The organism is Silvimonas iriomotensis, from assembly GCF_014645535.1.
GTDB classification, from domain to species: domain Bacteria; phylum Pseudomonadota; class Gammaproteobacteria; order Burkholderiales; family Chitinibacteraceae; genus Silvimonas; species Silvimonas iriomotensis.
The window spans coordinates 1-15764 of the sequence record NZ_BMLX01000011.1 but is presented as its reverse complement, the minus strand read 5'-3'; the positions used below and the strand labels follow the sequence as shown (position 1 = coordinate 15764).

The following is a 15764-nucleotide window of genomic DNA, read 5'->3' as shown; positions in this document are numbered from 1 at the left end:
GGGCGACAATGTGACCATCACTGTTGCCCTGATCGCCCCGATCGCCATGGAACAAGGTCTGCGCTTCGCCATCCGTGAAGGTGGCCGTACTGTTGGCGCCGGCGTTGTTGCCAAGATCGTTGAGTAACAACGGGCTTCACAATTAGGGGAAGGTGGTATATAATCCCGCCCTCTCCCTGTAGGCGAGTAGCTCAATTGGTAGAGCACCGGTCTCCAAAACCGGGGGTTGGGGGTTCGAAACCCTCCTCGCCTGCCACGGTTTAGTTTTGGGGCCGTTTCCAGTGGGGAACGGCTCTATTTTATTTTGTGATCCAGATAAGCAGACTCATGGAAAGCGTCGATAAACTAAAAGTAACGGCTGCTGTCGCTTTGGTGGCTATCGGTGTGGCCGGTTTCTACCTTGTGCCTGCCAATCAGGGTGCCTTGCGTGTTCTTGCAGTGATTGCCGGCTTGTTGCTGGCTGCTGCAACGGTCTGGTTCTCGCAGCCTGGTCGCGATTTTGTCGACTACGCGCGTGATTCGATCAAAGAAGCCCAGAAAGTGGTCTGGCCGACTCGTAAAGAGACCTGGCAAGTGACCGGGATTGTTTTCGCGTTTGTAGGCGTGCTCGCGATTTTCATGTGGGCAGTGGACTCGGGTCTGGCGTGGGTGTTCTACGATCTGATCCTTGGGCGTAAATAACAACCGCGAGGTATTTGTATGGCAATGCGTTGGTATGTGGTTCACGCCTATTCCGGCTTTGAAAAGAGTGTCCAGAAGGCGCTGAAAGAGCGCATTGAGCGTGCTGGCGTACAGCACATGTTCGGCCAGATTCTGGTGCCGGTCGAAGAAGTCATGGAAGTGAAAGACGGCCGCAAAGCCCTGACAGAACGCAAGTTCTTTCCGGGCTATGTGCTTGTTGAAATGGATATGACCGATGAAACCTGGCATCTGGTGAAGTCGACGCCGAAGGTGACCGGTTTTGTGGGTGGTTCCGGTAACCGCCCGGCTCCGATTTCGCAGCGCGAAGTCGAAGCAATCCTGCATCAGATGCAGGAAGGTGTTGAGAAGCCCAAGCCCAAGATTCTGTTTGAAGTGGGCGAAGTGCTGCGTGTGACCGATGGTCCGTTCGCAGACTTCAATGCAACCGTTGAAGATATTGATTACGACAAGAGTCGTCTCAAGGTCTCCGTGTTGATTTTTGGTCGCGCAACGCCGGTTGATGTTGATTTTGGGCAGGTTGAAAAGGTCTAAGGCCGGATCAATCTGCAGTAGTTGCACCGCAAGGTGTTTTCGGGGAGCGGAGTAATCCGCGTTAGACCCATTTTGGAGAAATACTGTGGCAAAGAAAATTGTCGGCTATATCAAGCTGCAAGTGCCCGCTGGTAAAGCCAATCCGTCGCCTCCTATCGGCCCGGCTCTTGGTCAGCGCGGTCTGAACATCATGGAATTCTGCAAGGCGTTCAACGCCCAGACTCAAGGCATTGAGCCGGGTCTGCCGATTCCGGTTGTGATCACTGCTTTTGCAGACAAGTCCTTCACCTTCGTGATGAAGAGCCCGCCCGCAACCATTCTGCTGAAGAAGGCTGCCGGCATTACCAAGGGTTCGCCGAAGCCCCATACCGACAAGGTAGGCAAGGTAACTCGCGCTCAGCTCGAAGAAATCGTCAAGACCAAGCAGGCTGACCTGACTGCTGCCAATATGGATGCTGCCGTTCGCATTCTGGCTGGTTCCGCCCGTTCCATGGGTCTGGAAGTGGAGGGTCTGTAATATGGCAAAGATTTCCAAGCGCCTCGCGGCCCTGAAGGCCAGTGTTGATCGCAACAAGTTTTACGCCGTTGATGAAGCCATTGCGCTGGTCAAGGGTGCTGCTACCGCCAAGTTCAACGAGTCGATCGATATCGCCGTGAACCTGGGTATCGATGCACGCAAGTCGGACCAGGTTGTTCGTGGTTCCGTCGTGCTGCCCAAGGGTACCGGTAAGTCCGTTCGCGTTGCTGTGTTCACCCAGGGTGCCAATGCTGAAGCCGCCAAGGCTGCTGGTGCCGAGATCGTTGGTTTCGAAGATCTGGCTGAATCCATCAAGGCTGGCAACATGGACTTCGACGTCGTGATCGCTTCCCCGGATGCGATGCGTATCGTCGGTCAGCTGGGCCAGATCCTGGGCCCGCGTGGCCTGATGCCGAACCCGAAGGTTGGCACTGTGACCCCGAACGTTGCCGAGGCTGTGAAGAACGCCAAGGCCGGTCAGGTTCAGTACCGTACCGACAAGGCTGGTATCGTTCACGCCACCATCGGTCGTGCATCGTTCGAAGCTGCTGATCTGCGCGCCAACCTGGACGCGCTGGTCGACGCACTGCAAAAAGCAAAACCGGCTGCTGCCAAGGGTGTTTACCTGAAGAAGCTGGCCGTTTCCAGCACGATGGGTGTCGGCGTTCGCGTTGATACCGCTTCGCTGGTTGCGTAATTAACTTTGGGCCCGGCCGGACTCGTTCCGGCCGGGAATGTCAAAGACCGCAGGTGCGACGCAAGTTGCTTAATGAAAGGCTGGCTGTAACAGGTCTTTATCCTGCGCAGACGGTGGTCCCAAAAAGTCATGGTTTTTCCGTCCCCTCCGGGGCGGGCTCCTGATGGACTGGTCGCCGTTTGATTGGAGGTGTGCCCAAAGCGCACCTGTTCATAGCAAATGGAGGTAGACCTTGAGTCTCAATCTCGAAGACAAGAAGGCCGTCGTTGCTGAGATCTCGGCAGAAGTTGCCAAGGCTCAGACACTCGTCGTTGCCGAGTATCGCGGGATCGAGGTTGCCAGCATGACTCTCCTGCGCAAGCAGGCTCGTGAGTCTGGCGTTTTCCTGCGTGTTCTGAAGAACACGCTGGCACGCCGCGCGGTTGAAGGTACACCGTTTGCCGGTCTGGCTGACCACATGGTCGGCCCGCTGGTTTACGGTATTTCCGAAGACCCGGTTGCTGCAGCCAAGGTGTTGAACGACTTCGCCAAGAAAGACGACAAGATCGTCATCAAGGCCGGTTCTTATGATGGCAAGGTTCTGGATGCTGCCGGCGTAGCCGCACTCGCATCGATCCCGAGCCGCGAAGAACTGCTGTCGAAGCTGCTGTATGTCATGAAGGCACCGGTTGCTGGCTTTGCCCGCGCCCTGGCCGCTCTGGCAGAAAAGCAAGGTGGTGGCGAAGCCGCACCTGCTACAGAAGAAGCTCCGGCCGAAGCTGTTTAACCCGCTCGATTCAGATCAATTAAAGTATTTCAGGAGTTTTACCAAATGGCACTGTCCAAAGAAGATATCCTCGAAGCCGTTGCTGGCTTGACCGTGATGGAACTGAATGACCTGGTCAAGGCATTCGAAGAAAAGTTCGGCGTTTCCGCCGCTGCTGTTGCTGTTGCTGGCCCTGCTGCTGGCGGCGGCGCTGCTGCTGCTGAAGAAAAGACCGAGTTCGACGTTATCCTGACCGGCGCTGGCGCCAACAAGGTTGCGGTGATCAAGGTTGTTCGTGAAGTGACCGGCCTGGGTCTGAAGGAAGCTAAAGACCTGGTTGACGGCGCTCCGAAGGCTGTTAAGGAAGCGGTTGCCAAGGCTGATGCCGAAGCCATCCAGAAGAAGCTGGTTGAAGCCGGCGCTACTGCTGACGTGAAGTAAGCGGCCAGTCGATGTAAGAAAGGCAGGCGGAGGAATCCGTCTGCCCTTTTGCGTTTGTTGCATTCGTGTTGTTAGCTGTTGATAACTACCTGAGAAGGTAGTGTGACGCAGTGGATAAACCCCAGACCGTTTTTCCGCAGTCCCGGACTGCGATTTGCGGTTTGTCTTCTGCGCCTTACTCCATGGAGAGCTTGTGAGTATGAATTACTCGTTCACTGAGAAGAAACGCATTCGTAAGAGCTTTGCAAAGCGCGCGAACGTTCTTGATGTGCCGTTTTTGCTGGCAACCCAGATCAACTCGTATAACGAGTTTCTGCAGCTGGGTTCTGCGATTGCCGACCGTACTGTTGTCGGCCTTCAGGCGGCGTTTACCTCCATCTTCCCGATTGTGTCTCACAACGAGAATGCGCGCCTCGAGTTCGTTCACTACGTGCTGGGCGAGCCGCCGTTTGACGTGATTGAATGTCAGCAGCGTGGTATCACGTTTGCTGCGCCTTTGCGTGCGCGTGTACGCCTCGTGATCATGGATCGCGAAGCGGCCAAGCCGACCGTGAAGGAAGTCAAGGAGCAGGACGTTTACTTCGGTGAAATCCCGCTGATGACCCGTAACGGTTCGTTCGTCATCAACGGTACCGAGCGCGTGATCGTATCGCAGCTCCACCGCTCTCCGGGCGTGTTCTTTGAACACGACAAGGGCAAGACCCATTCTTCGGGCAAGCTCCTGTTCTCGGCCCGTATCATTCCTTACCGCGGTTCCTGGCTGGACTTCGAATTCGATCCGAAGGACCTGCTGTTCTTCCGTATCGACCGTCGTCGCAAGATGCCGGTTTCCATCCTGCTCAAGGCACTGGGCTACAGCCCGGAACAAATGCTGGAAGCCTTCTATGACACCGACACCTTCCAGATGGGCAAGGACGGTCTGTTCATGGAACTGGTGCCGGAACGCCTGAAGGGTGAAGTCGCCAAGTTCGATATCGTCGCTGACGACGGCAAGGTGCTGGTCCAGAAAGACAAGCGCATTACCGCCAAGAGCATTCGTGACATTCAGACCGCTGGTCTGAAGCGTCTGCCTGTGCCTGTCGACTTCCTGATCGGTCGCGTGGCTGCCCACAATGTGGTGCACCCGGAGACCGGCGAAATCATCCTGCGTGGCAACGAAGAGATCACTGAAGAAACCGTGATCAAGTTTGACCAGGCTGGCGTGCCGGAAGTGCGCGTGCTGTACATCAACGACCTGGATCAAGGCGCATACATTTCTGCCAGCCTGCGTAACGATGACGTGGCTGACCAGTACGCTGCCAAGGTTGCTATCTACCGCATGATGCGTCCGGGCGAACCGCCGACCGAAGACGCGGTTGAAGCGCTGTTCAAGGGCCTGTTCTTCACTGAAGACCGTTACGACCTGTCGGCCGTGGGTCGCATGAAGTTCAACCGTCGCGCTTATCCGGATCGTCTGGAAGAGAAGGCACCGGGCTGGCAACGCCGCTTCTACGAGCGCGTCGGCCCGCAAGGTCTGGAAGGCACCGGCACGCTGTCCGTGGACGACATCATTGCCGTGATCGGCATCCTGATCGAACTGCGTAATGGCCGCGGCGAAGTCGATGACATCGATCACTTGGGTAACCGTCGTGTCCGTTCGGTAGGCGAACTGGCCGAGAACCAGTTCCGTGCAGGTCTGGTGCGTGTTGAGCGCGCTGTGAAAGAACGCCTGTCGCAAGCTGAATCCGACAACCTGATGCCGCACGACCTGATCAATGCCAAGCCTGTTTCGGCCGCGATCAAGGAATTCTTCGGTTCGTCCCAGCTGTCGCAGTTTATGGACCAAACCAACCCGCTGTCGGAAATCACGCACAAGCGTCGTGTTTCCGCACTGGGCCCGGGCGGTCTGACCCGTGAGCGCGCCGGCTTTGAAGTCCGTGACGTGCACCCGACCCACTACGGTCGTGTTTGCCCGATTGAAACGCCGGAAGGCCCGAACATCGGTCTGATCAACTCGCTGTCCTGCTATGCGCGCACCAACGAATACGGCTTCCTCGAAACGCCGTATCGCAAAGTGATCGACAGCAAGGTCACCGACCAGATCGAATACCTGTCCGCGATTGAAGAAGGCAAGTACGTCATTGCTCAGGCCAATGCCGAGCTGGACGCTGCCGGTACGCTGATCGACGACATGGTGACTTGCCGTGAACACGGTGAAACCATCATCGCCACGCCGGATCGCGTGCAGTACATGGACGTGGCCCCGAGCCAGATCGTGTCCGTTGCTGCTTCGCTGATTCCGTTCCTGGAACACGATGATGCGAACCGTGCGTTGATGGGTTCGAACATGCAACGTCAGGCCGTACCTTGCCTGCGCGCTGAAAAGCCGATGGTCGGTACCGGTATTGAACGTACCTGCGCCGTTGACTCGGGCACGGCCGTGGCCGCGCTGCGTGGCGGTGTGGTTGATTACGTCGATGCCAACCGTATCGTTATCCGTGTGAACGATGACGAAACCCCGGCTGGCGAAACCGGTGTAGATATCTACAACCTGACCAAGTTCACCCGTTCCAACCAGAACACGAACATCAACCAGCGTCCGGTGGTCGAACGTGGCGATCGTATCGCCCGTGGCGACGTGATTGCTGACGGTGCATCGACCGACCTGGGCGAAATGGCGCTGGGTCAGAACATGACCATCGCGTTCATGCCGTGGAACGGCTACAACTTCGAAGATTCGATCTTGATCTCCGAAAAGGTGGTGGCAGACGATCGCTACACCTCGATCCACATCGAAGAACTGTCGGTGATGGCGCGTGACACCAAGCTGGGTCCGGAAGAAATCACCCGCGATATCTCCAACCTGTCCGAGCGCATGCTGGGCCGTCTGGATGAATCCGGCGTGGTCTACATCGGCGCCGAGGTTGAAGCTGGCGACGTGCTGGTCGGCAAGGTGACACCGAAGGGTGAAACCCAGCTGACGCCGGAAGAAAAGCTGCTGCGCGCGATCTTCGGCGAGAAGGCGTCCGATGTGAAGGACACCTCGCTGCGCGTGCCGTCCGGCATGACCGGTACCGTGATCGACGTGCAAGTGTTCACCCGTGAAGGCGTGGAGCGCGACAAGCGCGCCCAGTCCATCATTGACGAGCAACTGCGTCGCTACCGTACCGACCTGAACGATCAACTGCGTATCGTTGAGAACGACTTGTTCGAACGTATCGAGCGCATGATTGTCGGTAAGGTTGTGAATGGCGGTCCGAAAAAGCTGGCCAAGGGCGCAGAAATCACCAAGGAATACCTGGCTGATCTGACCCCGCGTCAAGACTGGTTCGACATCCGTCTGGCCGACGAAGAAGCTGCACGCCAGCTGGAATCCATGAAGGATCTCGTGGCCCAGATGAAGGCCGACTTTGACCTGCGCTTTGAAGACAAGAAGCGCAAACTCACCCAAGGCGACGAACTGCCGCCGGGCGTGATCAAGATGGTCAAGGTGTACGTGGCTGTGAAGCGTCGCCTGCAACCGGGTGACAAGATGGCCGGTCGTCACGGTAACAAGGGTGTGGTTTCCAAGATCCTGCCGGTGGAAGATCTGCCGTACATGGCCGATGGCAGCCCGGTTGATATCGTGCTGAACCCGCTGGGCGTGCCGTCCCGGATGAACATTGGCCAGATTCTGGAAGTTCACCTGGGCTGGGCTGCCAAGGGGATTGGTCAACGTATCGACGCCATGTTGCGTGAGCAGCGTCAGGTGGCTGAAGTGCGTGACTACCTGGACAAGATCTACAACACCACAGGCAAGCAAGAAGACATCGCCAACCTGTCGGACCACGAAGTCCTGCGTCTGGCAGGTGGTCTGCGCCGCGGTATGGTGTTTGCAAGCCCGGTGTTTGATGGTGCCAAGGAAGCCGAAATCCACAAGATGCTGGATCTGGCTTACCCGGACGAAGATGCTCGTACTGGTCTGTTGAACTTCAACGCCACCAAGACCCAGATGCAACTGTTTGATGGCCGCACTGGCGAGCCGTTCGAGCGCAAGGTGTCTGTGGGCGTGATGCATTACCTGAAGCTGCACCACCTGGTTGACGACAAGATGCACGCGCGTTCGACCGGTCCGTACTCGCTGGTGACGCAACAGCCGCTGGGTGGTAAAGCCCAGTTCGGTGGCCAGCGTTTCGGTGAAATGGAAGTGTGGGCGCTGGAAGCATACGGCGCGGCATACACCCTGCAGGAAATGCTGACCGTGAAGTCCGATGACGTGAATGGCCGTACCAAGGTCTACGAAAACATCGTCAAGGGCGACCATCGCATCGACGCCGGCATGCCGGAATCCTTCAACGTGCTGGTGAAGGAAATCCGCTCGCTGGGTATCGATATCGATCTGGAAACGAACTGAACCATGTGAGGTGTGAGGGGTGCCCGCCGCGTTATGCGAGCAGGTACCTCACACCTGACTTCCTCACCCTCACAGGAGAAAGACAGAGATGAAAGGCTTACTCGAACTCTTCAAGCAAGTCACCCAGGATGAAGAATTTGACGCGATCAAGATTGGTCTGGCGTCGCCGGAGAAAATCCGTTCCTGGTCGTATGGCGAAGTGAAGAAGCCGGAAACCATCAACTACCGTACGTTCAAGCCGGAACGTGATGGTTTGTTCTGCGCCCGTATTTTCGGGCCGATCAAGGATTACGAATGCTTGTGCGGCAAGTACAAGCGTCTGAAGCACCGCGGCGTCATCTGCGAAAAGTGCGGCGTTGAAGTCACGCTGTCCAAGGTTCGCCGCGAGCGTATGGGCCACATCGAGCTGGCCAGCCCTGTTGCGCACATCTGGTTCCTGAAGAGCCTGCCGTCGCGTCTGGGTATGGTGCTGGATATCGCCCTGCGTGATATCGAACGCGTGCTGTACTTCGAAGCATTCATCGTGACTGAGCCGGGCATGACCCCGCTGCAGCGCGGTCAACTGCTGACCGAAGAAGACTACTTCGACAAGGTTGAAGAGTACGGTGACGAATTCGTGGCCCTGATGGGCGCGGAAGGTATCCGTGAACTCTTGCGCAATCTGGACGCTGAGAACGAAATCGCCACCCTGCGTGCCGAGCTCGAATCCACCAGCTCCGAAACCAAGATCAAGAAGATCGCCAAGCGCCTGAAGGTGCTGGAAGCCTTCCACAAGTCGGGCATCAAGCCGGACTGGATGGTGCTGGAAGTGCTGCCGGTGCTGCCGCCGGAACTGCGTCCGCTGGTGCCGCTGGATGGTGGTCGTTTCGCTACGTCTGACCTGAACGATCTGTATCGTCGCGTCATCAACCGGAACAACCGTCTGAAGCGTCTGCTGGAACTGCGCGCACCGGATATCATCGTGCGCAACGAAAAGCGCATGCTGCAAGAGTCGGTTGACTCGCTGCTGGACAACGGTCGTCGCGGCAAGGCCATGACCGGCGCCAACAAGCGTCCGCTCAAGTCGCTGGCCGACATGATCAAGGGTAAGGGCGGTCGTTTCCGTCAGAACTTGCTGGGTAAGCGCGTTGACTACTCCGGCCGTTCCGTGATTACCGTGGGCCCATACCTGCGTCTGCATCAGTGCGGCCTGCCGAAACTGATGGCGCTGGAACTGTTCAAGCCCTTCATCTTCCATCGCCTTGAAGTGATGGGTCTGGCGACCACCATCAAGGCCGCCAAGAAGATGGTTGAATCGCAAGAAGCGGTGGTGTGGGACATCCTGGAAGATGTCATCCGCGAACATCCGATTCTGCTGAACCGTGCGCCGACGCTGCACCGTCTGGGTATCCAGGCGTTTGAGCCGGTGCTGATCGAAGGCAAGGCAATCCAGCTGCATCCGCTGGTTTGTGCGGCATTCAACGCCGACTTCGACGGTGACCAGATGGCTGTTCACGTTCCGCTGTCGCTGGAAGCGCAGATGGAAGCCCGCACCCTGATGCTGGCCTCCAACAACGTGCTTTCGCCTGCCAACGGCGAGCCGATCATTGTGCCGTCCCAGGATATCGTGCTGGGTCTGTACTACATGACCCGCGAAGCGATCAACGGCAAGGGTGAAGGCATGTCCTTCATCGATGTGAAGGAAGCCCAGCGCGCTTACGAAAACAAGTTCGTGACCCTGCAGACCCGCATTTCCGTGCGTCTGAAAGAATGGTTCAAGGACGAAAACGGCGAATGGCAACACAAGATGGTGCGTCGTGATACCACCGTCGGCCGTGCCATCCTGTCGGAAATCCTGCCCAAGGGTCTGGACTTCAGCTACATCAACAAGTCGCTGAAGAAGAAAGAAATCGGTCGTCTGATCAACGCATCGTTCCGTCGTTGCGGTCTGAAAGACACCGTCGTGTTTGCTGACCAGCTGATGTACACCGGTTTTGCGTACTCGACCCGCGGTGGCGTGTCCATCTGCGTGGACGACATGCTGATCCCGGCCAAGAAGATCGAGCTGCTGGCTTCCGCCAACGCCGAAGTCAAGGAAATCGAGCAGCAATACAGCTCCGGTCTCGTGACGCAAGGCGAACGCTACAACAAGGTAGTCGATATCTGGGGTCGTGCCGGTGACCAGATCGCCAAGGCGATGATGGACCAGCTGGGCAAGGAAAAGGTTGTTAACGCCGAAGGCAAGGAAGTTGATCAGGAATCGTTCAACTCCCTGTACATGATGGCTGACTCTGGTGCGCGGGGTTCCGCAGCACAGATTCGCCAGCTGGCTGGTATGCGGGGCCTGATGGCCAAGCCGGACGGCTCGATTATCGAGACGCCGATTACCACCAACTTCCGCGAAGGCCTGACCGTTCTGCAGTACTTCAACTCGACTCACGGCGCTCGTAAGGGTCTGGCCGATACCGCGTTGAAGACCGCTAACTCCGGTTATCTGACCCGTCGTCTGGTTGACGTGACGCAGGATCTGGTGGTGACCGAAGACGATTGCGGCACCAAGAACGGCGTGACCATGAAGGCGGTGGTGCAGGGCGGTGACGTGATCGAAGCGCTGCGTGATCGTATTCTGGGTCGTGTAGTTGCGACTGATGTGGTTGATCCGGCGACGCAAGAAACCGCGATCGAAGCCGGTACGCTGCTGGGCGAAGATCAGGTTGATCTGATCGATAACCTGGGTGTGGACGAAGTGAAGGTCCGTACGCCGCTGACTTGCGAAACCCGCTATGGTCTGTGCGCCGCATGTTACGGCCGTGATCTGGGCCGCGGTTACCGCGTCAACACCGGTGAAGCGGTCGGCGTGATTGCCGCGCAGTCGATCGGTGAGCCGGGTACCCAGCTGACCATGCGTACGTTCCACATCGGTGGTGCCGCGTCTCGTGCTGCAGCTGCAAGCCAGGTTGAAACCAAGTCCAACGGCAAGATCGCCTATAGCGCGAACATGCGTTATGTGACCAACACCAAGGGCGAACAACTGGTGATGGCCCGTTCCGCCGAAGTGCTGGTGCTGGATGATTCCGGTCGTGAGCGTGAACGTCACAAGGTGCCGTACGGCGCGACGTTGCTGGTCAAGGATGGCGAAGCCGTCAAGGCCGGTACCGTGCTGGGCACGTGGGACCCGCACACCCGTCCGGTTATTACCGAGTACGCAGGTCAGGTTCGTTTCGACAACGTCGAAGAAGGCACCACCGTCGTCAAGCAAGTGGACGATGTGACTGGTCTGTCGACCCTTGTCGTGATCGATCCGAAGCGCAAGGCTGGTTCGACCAAGGGCGTGCGCCCGATGGTTCGCCTGATGGACGAGCAAGGCCATGACGTGAAGCTGGCTGGCACCGATACTCCGGTGACCATCACCTTCCAGGTGGGCTCGATCATTACCGTGAAGGACGGCCAGGTTGTGGGCGTGGGTGAGGTGATTGCGCGTATTCCGCAAGAAACCGTGAAGACCCGCGACATTACCGGTGGTCTGCCGCGTGTGGCTGAACTGTTTGAAGCGCGTTCGCCGAAGGACGCCGGTATGCTGGCCGAAGTGACCGGTACCGTGTCGTTCGGTAAGGACACCAAGGGCAAGCAACGTCTGATCATCACTGATCTGGAAGGTCTGGCACACGAGTACCTGATCCCGAAGGACAAGCACGTGATGGTCCACGACGGTCAGGTTGTGAACCGCGGTGAAACCATCGTTGACGGCTCGATCGATCCGCACGATATCCTGCGTCTGCAGGGTATCGAAGCCCTGTCGCGCTACATCGTGCAAGAAGTGCAGGAAGTGTACCGACTGCAGGGTGTGAAGATTAACGACAAGCACATCGAAGTGATCGTGCGTCAGATGCTGCGTCGTGTTGTGGTTTCGGCCGCAGGCGATACCGGCCTGATCCTGGGTGAACAGATCGAACGCGCTGAAGTGCTGACGATCAACGACCAGATGATCAAGGACGGCAAGCAGCCGGCAACGTACGACAACATTCTGCTGGGTATCACGAAGGCGTCGCTGTCGACCGACTCGTTCATCTCGGCCGCTTCGTTCCAGGAAACCACGCGTGTCCTGACCGAAGCCGCCATCATGGGCAAGATCGACGATCTGCGTGGTCTGAAGGAAAACGTGATCGTGGGCCGTCTGATTCCGGCCGGTACCGGTCTGGCTTACCACCGCTCGCGCAAGCGTCCGGCGGCTGCCCAGGCATCTTCGGAACCGTCGGCAGAGCTGGCTGCAGCAGAGGCCGCATTTGCCACTGCAGGTTCCAGCGACGCGCTGTAACCGTTCATCGTCAAGCAAACACTTGACGACAAAGACTTGATTTTCTTAAAATCTTGGTCTTTCCTGGCGACGCTCTGGCTATCTGGAGCGTCGCTAGCTTCATTTGGTGGTCCGATTTTGGGTCGGGCAGCCAGAAAAAGGCCCCGCAAGGGGATGTAAACTCAAGGAAGTTTTAACAATGCCAACAATCAATCAGCTGGTCCGCAAGGGCCGCGAGAAGGAAGTGATCAAGAGCAAGGTTCCCGCTCTTGAATCCTGCCCTCAAAAGCGTGGTGTGTGCACTCGCGTGTACACCACCACTCCGAAAAAGCCGAACTCCGCGCTGCGTAAAGTTTGCAAGGTACGTCTTACCAACGGTTTCGAAGTCATTTCGTACATCGGCGGTGAAGGCCACAACCTGCAAGAGCACAGCGTTGTTCTGATCCGTGGTGGTCGTGTCAAGGATTTGCCGGGTGTGCGTTACCACACCGTGCGCGGTTCCCTGGATACTGCTGGCGTGAAAGATCGTAAGCAGTCGCGCTCCAAGTACGGTGCCAAGCGCCCGAAGGCGTAAGGTTTGTGTGGTCGGCGGCACACAGTACAAAAGCCGTCGAGTAAGTGGCTGCTCCGTTGGGCGGCTGTGGGGATTGGGTTCCCCGACTGAATGTCACATTAAGGAAGTAATATCATGCCAAGACGTAGAGAAGTTCCGAAACGCGAAGTGTTGCCGGATCCCAAGTTCGGTTCGCAGGAACTGACCAAGTTCATGAACGTTGTAATGATCGACGGTAAGAAGTCGGTTGCTGAAGGCATCATTTACGGTGCGCTCGAACAAATCGAGAAGAAGACCGGCAAGAACGCCATTGAGGTGTTCACTACCGCCATCAACAATGCAAAACCGATCGTCGAGGTGAAGAGCCGTCGCGTCGGTGGTGCTAACTACCAGGTGCCTGTCGAAGTCCGCCCTAGCCGTCGTCTGGCATTGGCGATGCGTTGGGTCCGTGACGCGGCACGCAAGCGTGGTGAGAAGTCCATGGATCTGCGTCTGGCTGGCGAGCTGCTCGATGCGGCCGAAGGTCGTGGCGGCGCGATGAAGAAGCGTGATGAAGTGCACCGCATGGCCGAAGCCAACAAGGCCTTCGCCCACTACCGCTTCTAATGCAAAAAGCTTAAGGAAAACATCGTGGCTCGTAATACCCCCATTGAGCGCTACCGTAACATCGGTATCTCCGCTCACATTGATGCAGGCAAGACCACCACGACCGAACGTATCCTGTTCTACACCGGTGTTAACCACAAGATCGGTGAAGTGCATGATGGCGCTGCCACCATGGACTGGATGGAACAAGAACAAGAGCGCGGTATTACCATTACCTCGGCTGCTACCACGACCTTCTGGAAAGGTATGGGCATGCAGTTCCAGGAACACCGCTTCAACATCATCGACACCCCGGGGCACGTTGACTTCACGATTGAAGTTGAGCGCTCCATGCGTGTTCTGGATGGTGCTTGCATGGTGTACTGCGCGGTTGGTGGCGTTCAGCCCCAATCCGAAACCGTGTGGCGTCAGGCCAACAAGTACAAAGTGCCGCGTCTGGCGTTCGTGAACAAGATGGACCGTCAAGGTGCCAACTTCTTCCGCGTCGTCGAGCAAATGAAGACCCGCCTGAAGGCGACTCCGGTTCCGGTTGTAATTCCTATCGGTGCTGAAGACAACTTCGTCGGCGTGATCGACCTGGTGAAGATGCAGGCCATCTTCTGGGACGATGCTTCGCAAGGCATGAAGTTCGAGTACCAGGACATCCCGGCAGACCTGCAGGCAACTGCTCAGGAATGGCGTGAGAAGATGGTTGAATCGGCTGCTGAAGCATCCGAAGAACTGATGAACAAGTACCTGGAAGAAGGCGACCTCTCCGAGGCCGAAATCGTTCAGGCTATTCGTCAGCGCACCATCGCTTGCGAAATCCAGCCGATGCTGTGTGGCACCGCGTTCAAGAACAAGGGTGTGCAGCGCATGCTGGACGCCGTGATCGAGTTCCTGCCGTCCCCGGTCGACATCCCGCCGGTGGGTGGTACTGACGATCGCGAGCAGCCGACCACGCGTGAAGCTTCCGACGAAGCGCCGTTCTCCGCGCTGGCATTCAAGCTGATGAACGATCCGTACGTCGGTCAGCTGACCTTCTTCCGCGTCTACTCTGGCGTGGTGAAGTCCGGTGACACCGTGCTGAACTCGGTCAAGGACAAGAAAGAGCGTATCGGCCGTATCGTGCAGATGCACGCCAACGACCGTAAGGAAATCGACGAAGTGCGCGCTGGCGACATCGCCGCGGGTATCGGCCTGAAGGAAGTCACCACTGGTGAAACCCTGTGTGCCATCGATGCTCCGATCGTTCTTGAGCGTATGGAATTCCCGGAGCCGGTGATTCACGTTGCCGTTGAACCGAAGACCAAGGCTGACCAGGAAAAGATGGGCGTTGCCCTGAACCGCCTGGCCAAGGAAGATCCGTCTTTCCGCGTGCGTACCGATGAAGAATCGGGCCAGACCATCATTTCCGGTATGGGCGAACTGCACCTGGAAATTCTGGTTGACCGCATGAAGCGTGAATTCGGCGTTGAAGCCAACGTCGGTGCCCCGCAAGTGGCCTACCGCGAAACCGTGACGCAAACCGTCAAGGACGTTCAAGGTAAGCACGCCAAGCAGTCCGGTGGTAAGGGTCAGTTCGGTGATTGTACGATCACTCTGGAACCGTCCGGCGAAGGCAAGGGCTACCAGTTCTTCGACGAAATCAAGGGTGGTGTGATTCCCCGCGAATTCATCCCGTCGGTGGACAAGGGTATCCAGAACACGCTGAAGGCCGGTATTCTGGCTGGCTTCCCGGTGGTTGACGTGACTGTGCGCCTGACCTTCGGTTCGTACCACGATGTTGACTCCTCGCAGATCGCCTTCGAACTGGCTGGTTCGATTGCGTTCAAGGAAGCCATGCGCCGTGCTAACCCGGTTATCCTCGAGCCGATGATGGCCGTGGAAATCGAGACGCCGGAAGAATACATGGGCGACATCATGGGCGATCTGTCCTCCCGTCGCGGTATCATCCAGGGTATGGATGACAACCCGGCTGGCGGCAAGATGGTCAAGGTTGAAGTTCCGCTGTCCGAAATGTTTGGCTACTCGACTACACTGCGTTCGATGTCGCAAGGTCGTGCAACGTACTCCATGGAGTTCAAGCACTACTCGCAAGCGCCGAAGCACGTGGCCGACGCCATCATGGCGAACAAGAAGTAATTATTGTTGATGGCCTGGCGCAATGCGCCGGGCTGTTACTGAAGAATCCAGAATTCAAGGAAGCTAAAAAATGGCAAAGGAAAAGTTCACGCGTACGAAGCCGCACGTCAACGTAGGTACCATCGGTCACGTTGACCACGGCAAGACCACGCTGACCGCAGCGATCACCACCATTCTGTCCAAGAAGTTCGGTGGCGAAGCCA

Annotated in this window: 13 protein-coding genes and 1 tRNA gene; all 14 read left to right on the top strand. The window is 57.2% G+C overall.

Annotated elements, in window-relative coordinates:
- The coding region (locus IEX57_RS21015) for an EF-Tu C-terminal domain-related protein (protein ID WP_505965937.1) at nucleotides 1–127 on the top strand (127 nt) is incomplete at its 5' end.
- Between the two features lie 53 nt (nucleotides 128–180).
- Nucleotides 181–256 (top strand) — tRNA-Trp (locus IEX57_RS21010).
- 50 nt (nucleotides 257–306) lie between these two features.
- Nucleotides 307–681: a preprotein translocase subunit SecE gene (gene secE / locus IEX57_RS21005; protein ID WP_268238368.1), complete on the top strand. Its 375-nt coding sequence runs from the start codon at nucleotides 307–309 to the stop codon at nucleotides 679–681.
- A gap of 18 nt (nucleotides 682–699) precedes the next feature.
- Complete coding sequence (gene nusG / locus IEX57_RS21000; protein ID WP_188698799.1) at nucleotides 700–1233, top strand: transcription termination/antitermination protein NusG; 534 nt, start codon at nucleotides 700–702, stop codon at nucleotides 1231–1233.
- Nucleotides 1234–1318: 85 nt separating this feature from the next.
- Nucleotides 1319–1750 carry a 50S ribosomal protein L11 gene (rplK, locus tag IEX57_RS20995; RefSeq protein WP_188707269.1) on the top strand — a complete coding sequence of 144 codons (432 nt, stop codon included), beginning with the start codon at nucleotides 1319–1321 and terminating at the stop codon, nucleotides 1748–1750.
- A gap of 1 nt (nucleotide 1751) precedes the next feature.
- Nucleotides 1752–2447: a 50S ribosomal protein L1 gene (rplA, locus tag IEX57_RS20990; RefSeq protein ID WP_188698801.1), complete on the top strand. Its 696-nt coding sequence runs from the start codon at nucleotides 1752–1754 to the stop codon at nucleotides 2445–2447.
- Between the two features lie 232 nt (nucleotides 2448–2679).
- Complete coding sequence (gene rplJ / locus IEX57_RS20985) at nucleotides 2680–3213, top strand: 50S ribosomal protein L10 (RefSeq protein ID WP_188707266.1); 534 nt, start codon at nucleotides 2680–2682, stop codon at nucleotides 3211–3213.
- 45 nt (nucleotides 3214–3258) lie between these two features.
- Nucleotides 3259–3633, top strand: a complete 375-nt coding sequence (gene rplL, locus IEX57_RS20980) for a 50S ribosomal protein L7/L12 (RefSeq protein WP_229709178.1) — start codon at nucleotides 3259–3261, stop codon at nucleotides 3631–3633.
- A gap of 199 nt (nucleotides 3634–3832) precedes the next feature.
- Entirely contained in the window at nucleotides 3833–8005 is a 4173-nt protein-coding gene (gene rpoB / locus IEX57_RS20975) for a DNA-directed RNA polymerase subunit beta (RefSeq protein WP_188707264.1), read from the top strand.
- Nucleotides 8006–8093: 88 nt separating this feature from the next.
- The gene (gene rpoC, locus IEX57_RS20970) at nucleotides 8094–12299 is read left to right on the top strand and encodes a DNA-directed RNA polymerase subunit beta' (RefSeq protein ID WP_188707262.1); all 4206 of its coding nucleotides are present in this window, start codon (nucleotides 8094–8096) and stop codon (nucleotides 12297–12299) included.
- Between the two features lie 178 nt (nucleotides 12300–12477).
- Nucleotides 12478–12852 (top strand): 30S ribosomal protein S12, encoded by a 375-nt coding sequence (gene rpsL, locus IEX57_RS20965; protein WP_184100461.1) that lies wholly within the window; start codon nucleotides 12478–12480, stop codon nucleotides 12850–12852.
- Nucleotides 12853–12966: 114 nt separating this feature from the next.
- Nucleotides 12967–13437, top strand: coding sequence for a 30S ribosomal protein S7 (gene rpsG / locus IEX57_RS20960; protein ID WP_184100459.1), 471 nt, complete (start codon nucleotides 12967–12969; stop codon nucleotides 13435–13437).
- Nucleotides 13438–13461: 24 nt separating this feature from the next.
- On the top strand, nucleotides 13462–15561 hold the full coding sequence (gene fusA / locus IEX57_RS20955; protein WP_188707260.1) for an elongation factor G: 2100 nt from the start codon (nucleotides 13462–13464) through the stop codon (nucleotides 15559–15561).
- Nucleotides 15562–15631: 70 nt separating this feature from the next.
- Nucleotides 15632–15764, top strand: a 133-nt coding sequence (locus tag IEX57_RS20950; protein ID WP_229709034.1) for a GTP-binding protein, incomplete at its 3' end; no start/stop codon positions are given.

Bases quoted from the DNA above. Each gene is read 5' to 3' on its own strand.
- rpoB (WP_188707264.1), top strand. From the start codon at position 3,833: ATGAATTACTCGTTCACTGAGAAGAAACGCATTCGTAAGAGCTTTGCA.
- rplA (WP_188698801.1), top strand. From the start codon at position 1,752: ATGGCAAAGATTTCCAAGCGCCTCGCGGCCCTGAAGGCCAGTGTTGAT.
- rpsG (WP_184100459.1), top strand. From the start codon at position 12,967: ATGCCAAGACGTAGAGAAGTTCCGAAACGCGAAGTGTTGCCGGATCCC.
- nusG (WP_188698799.1), top strand. From the start codon at position 700: ATGGCAATGCGTTGGTATGTGGTTCACGCCTATTCCGGCTTTGAAAAG.
- rpoC (WP_188707262.1), top strand. From the start codon at position 8,094: ATGAAAGGCTTACTCGAACTCTTCAAGCAAGTCACCCAGGATGAAGAA.
- rplL (WP_229709178.1), top strand. From the start codon at position 3,259: ATGGCACTGTCCAAAGAAGATATCCTCGAAGCCGTTGCTGGCTTGACC.
- rpsL (WP_184100461.1), top strand. From the start codon at position 12,478: ATGCCAACAATCAATCAGCTGGTCCGCAAGGGCCGCGAGAAGGAAGTG.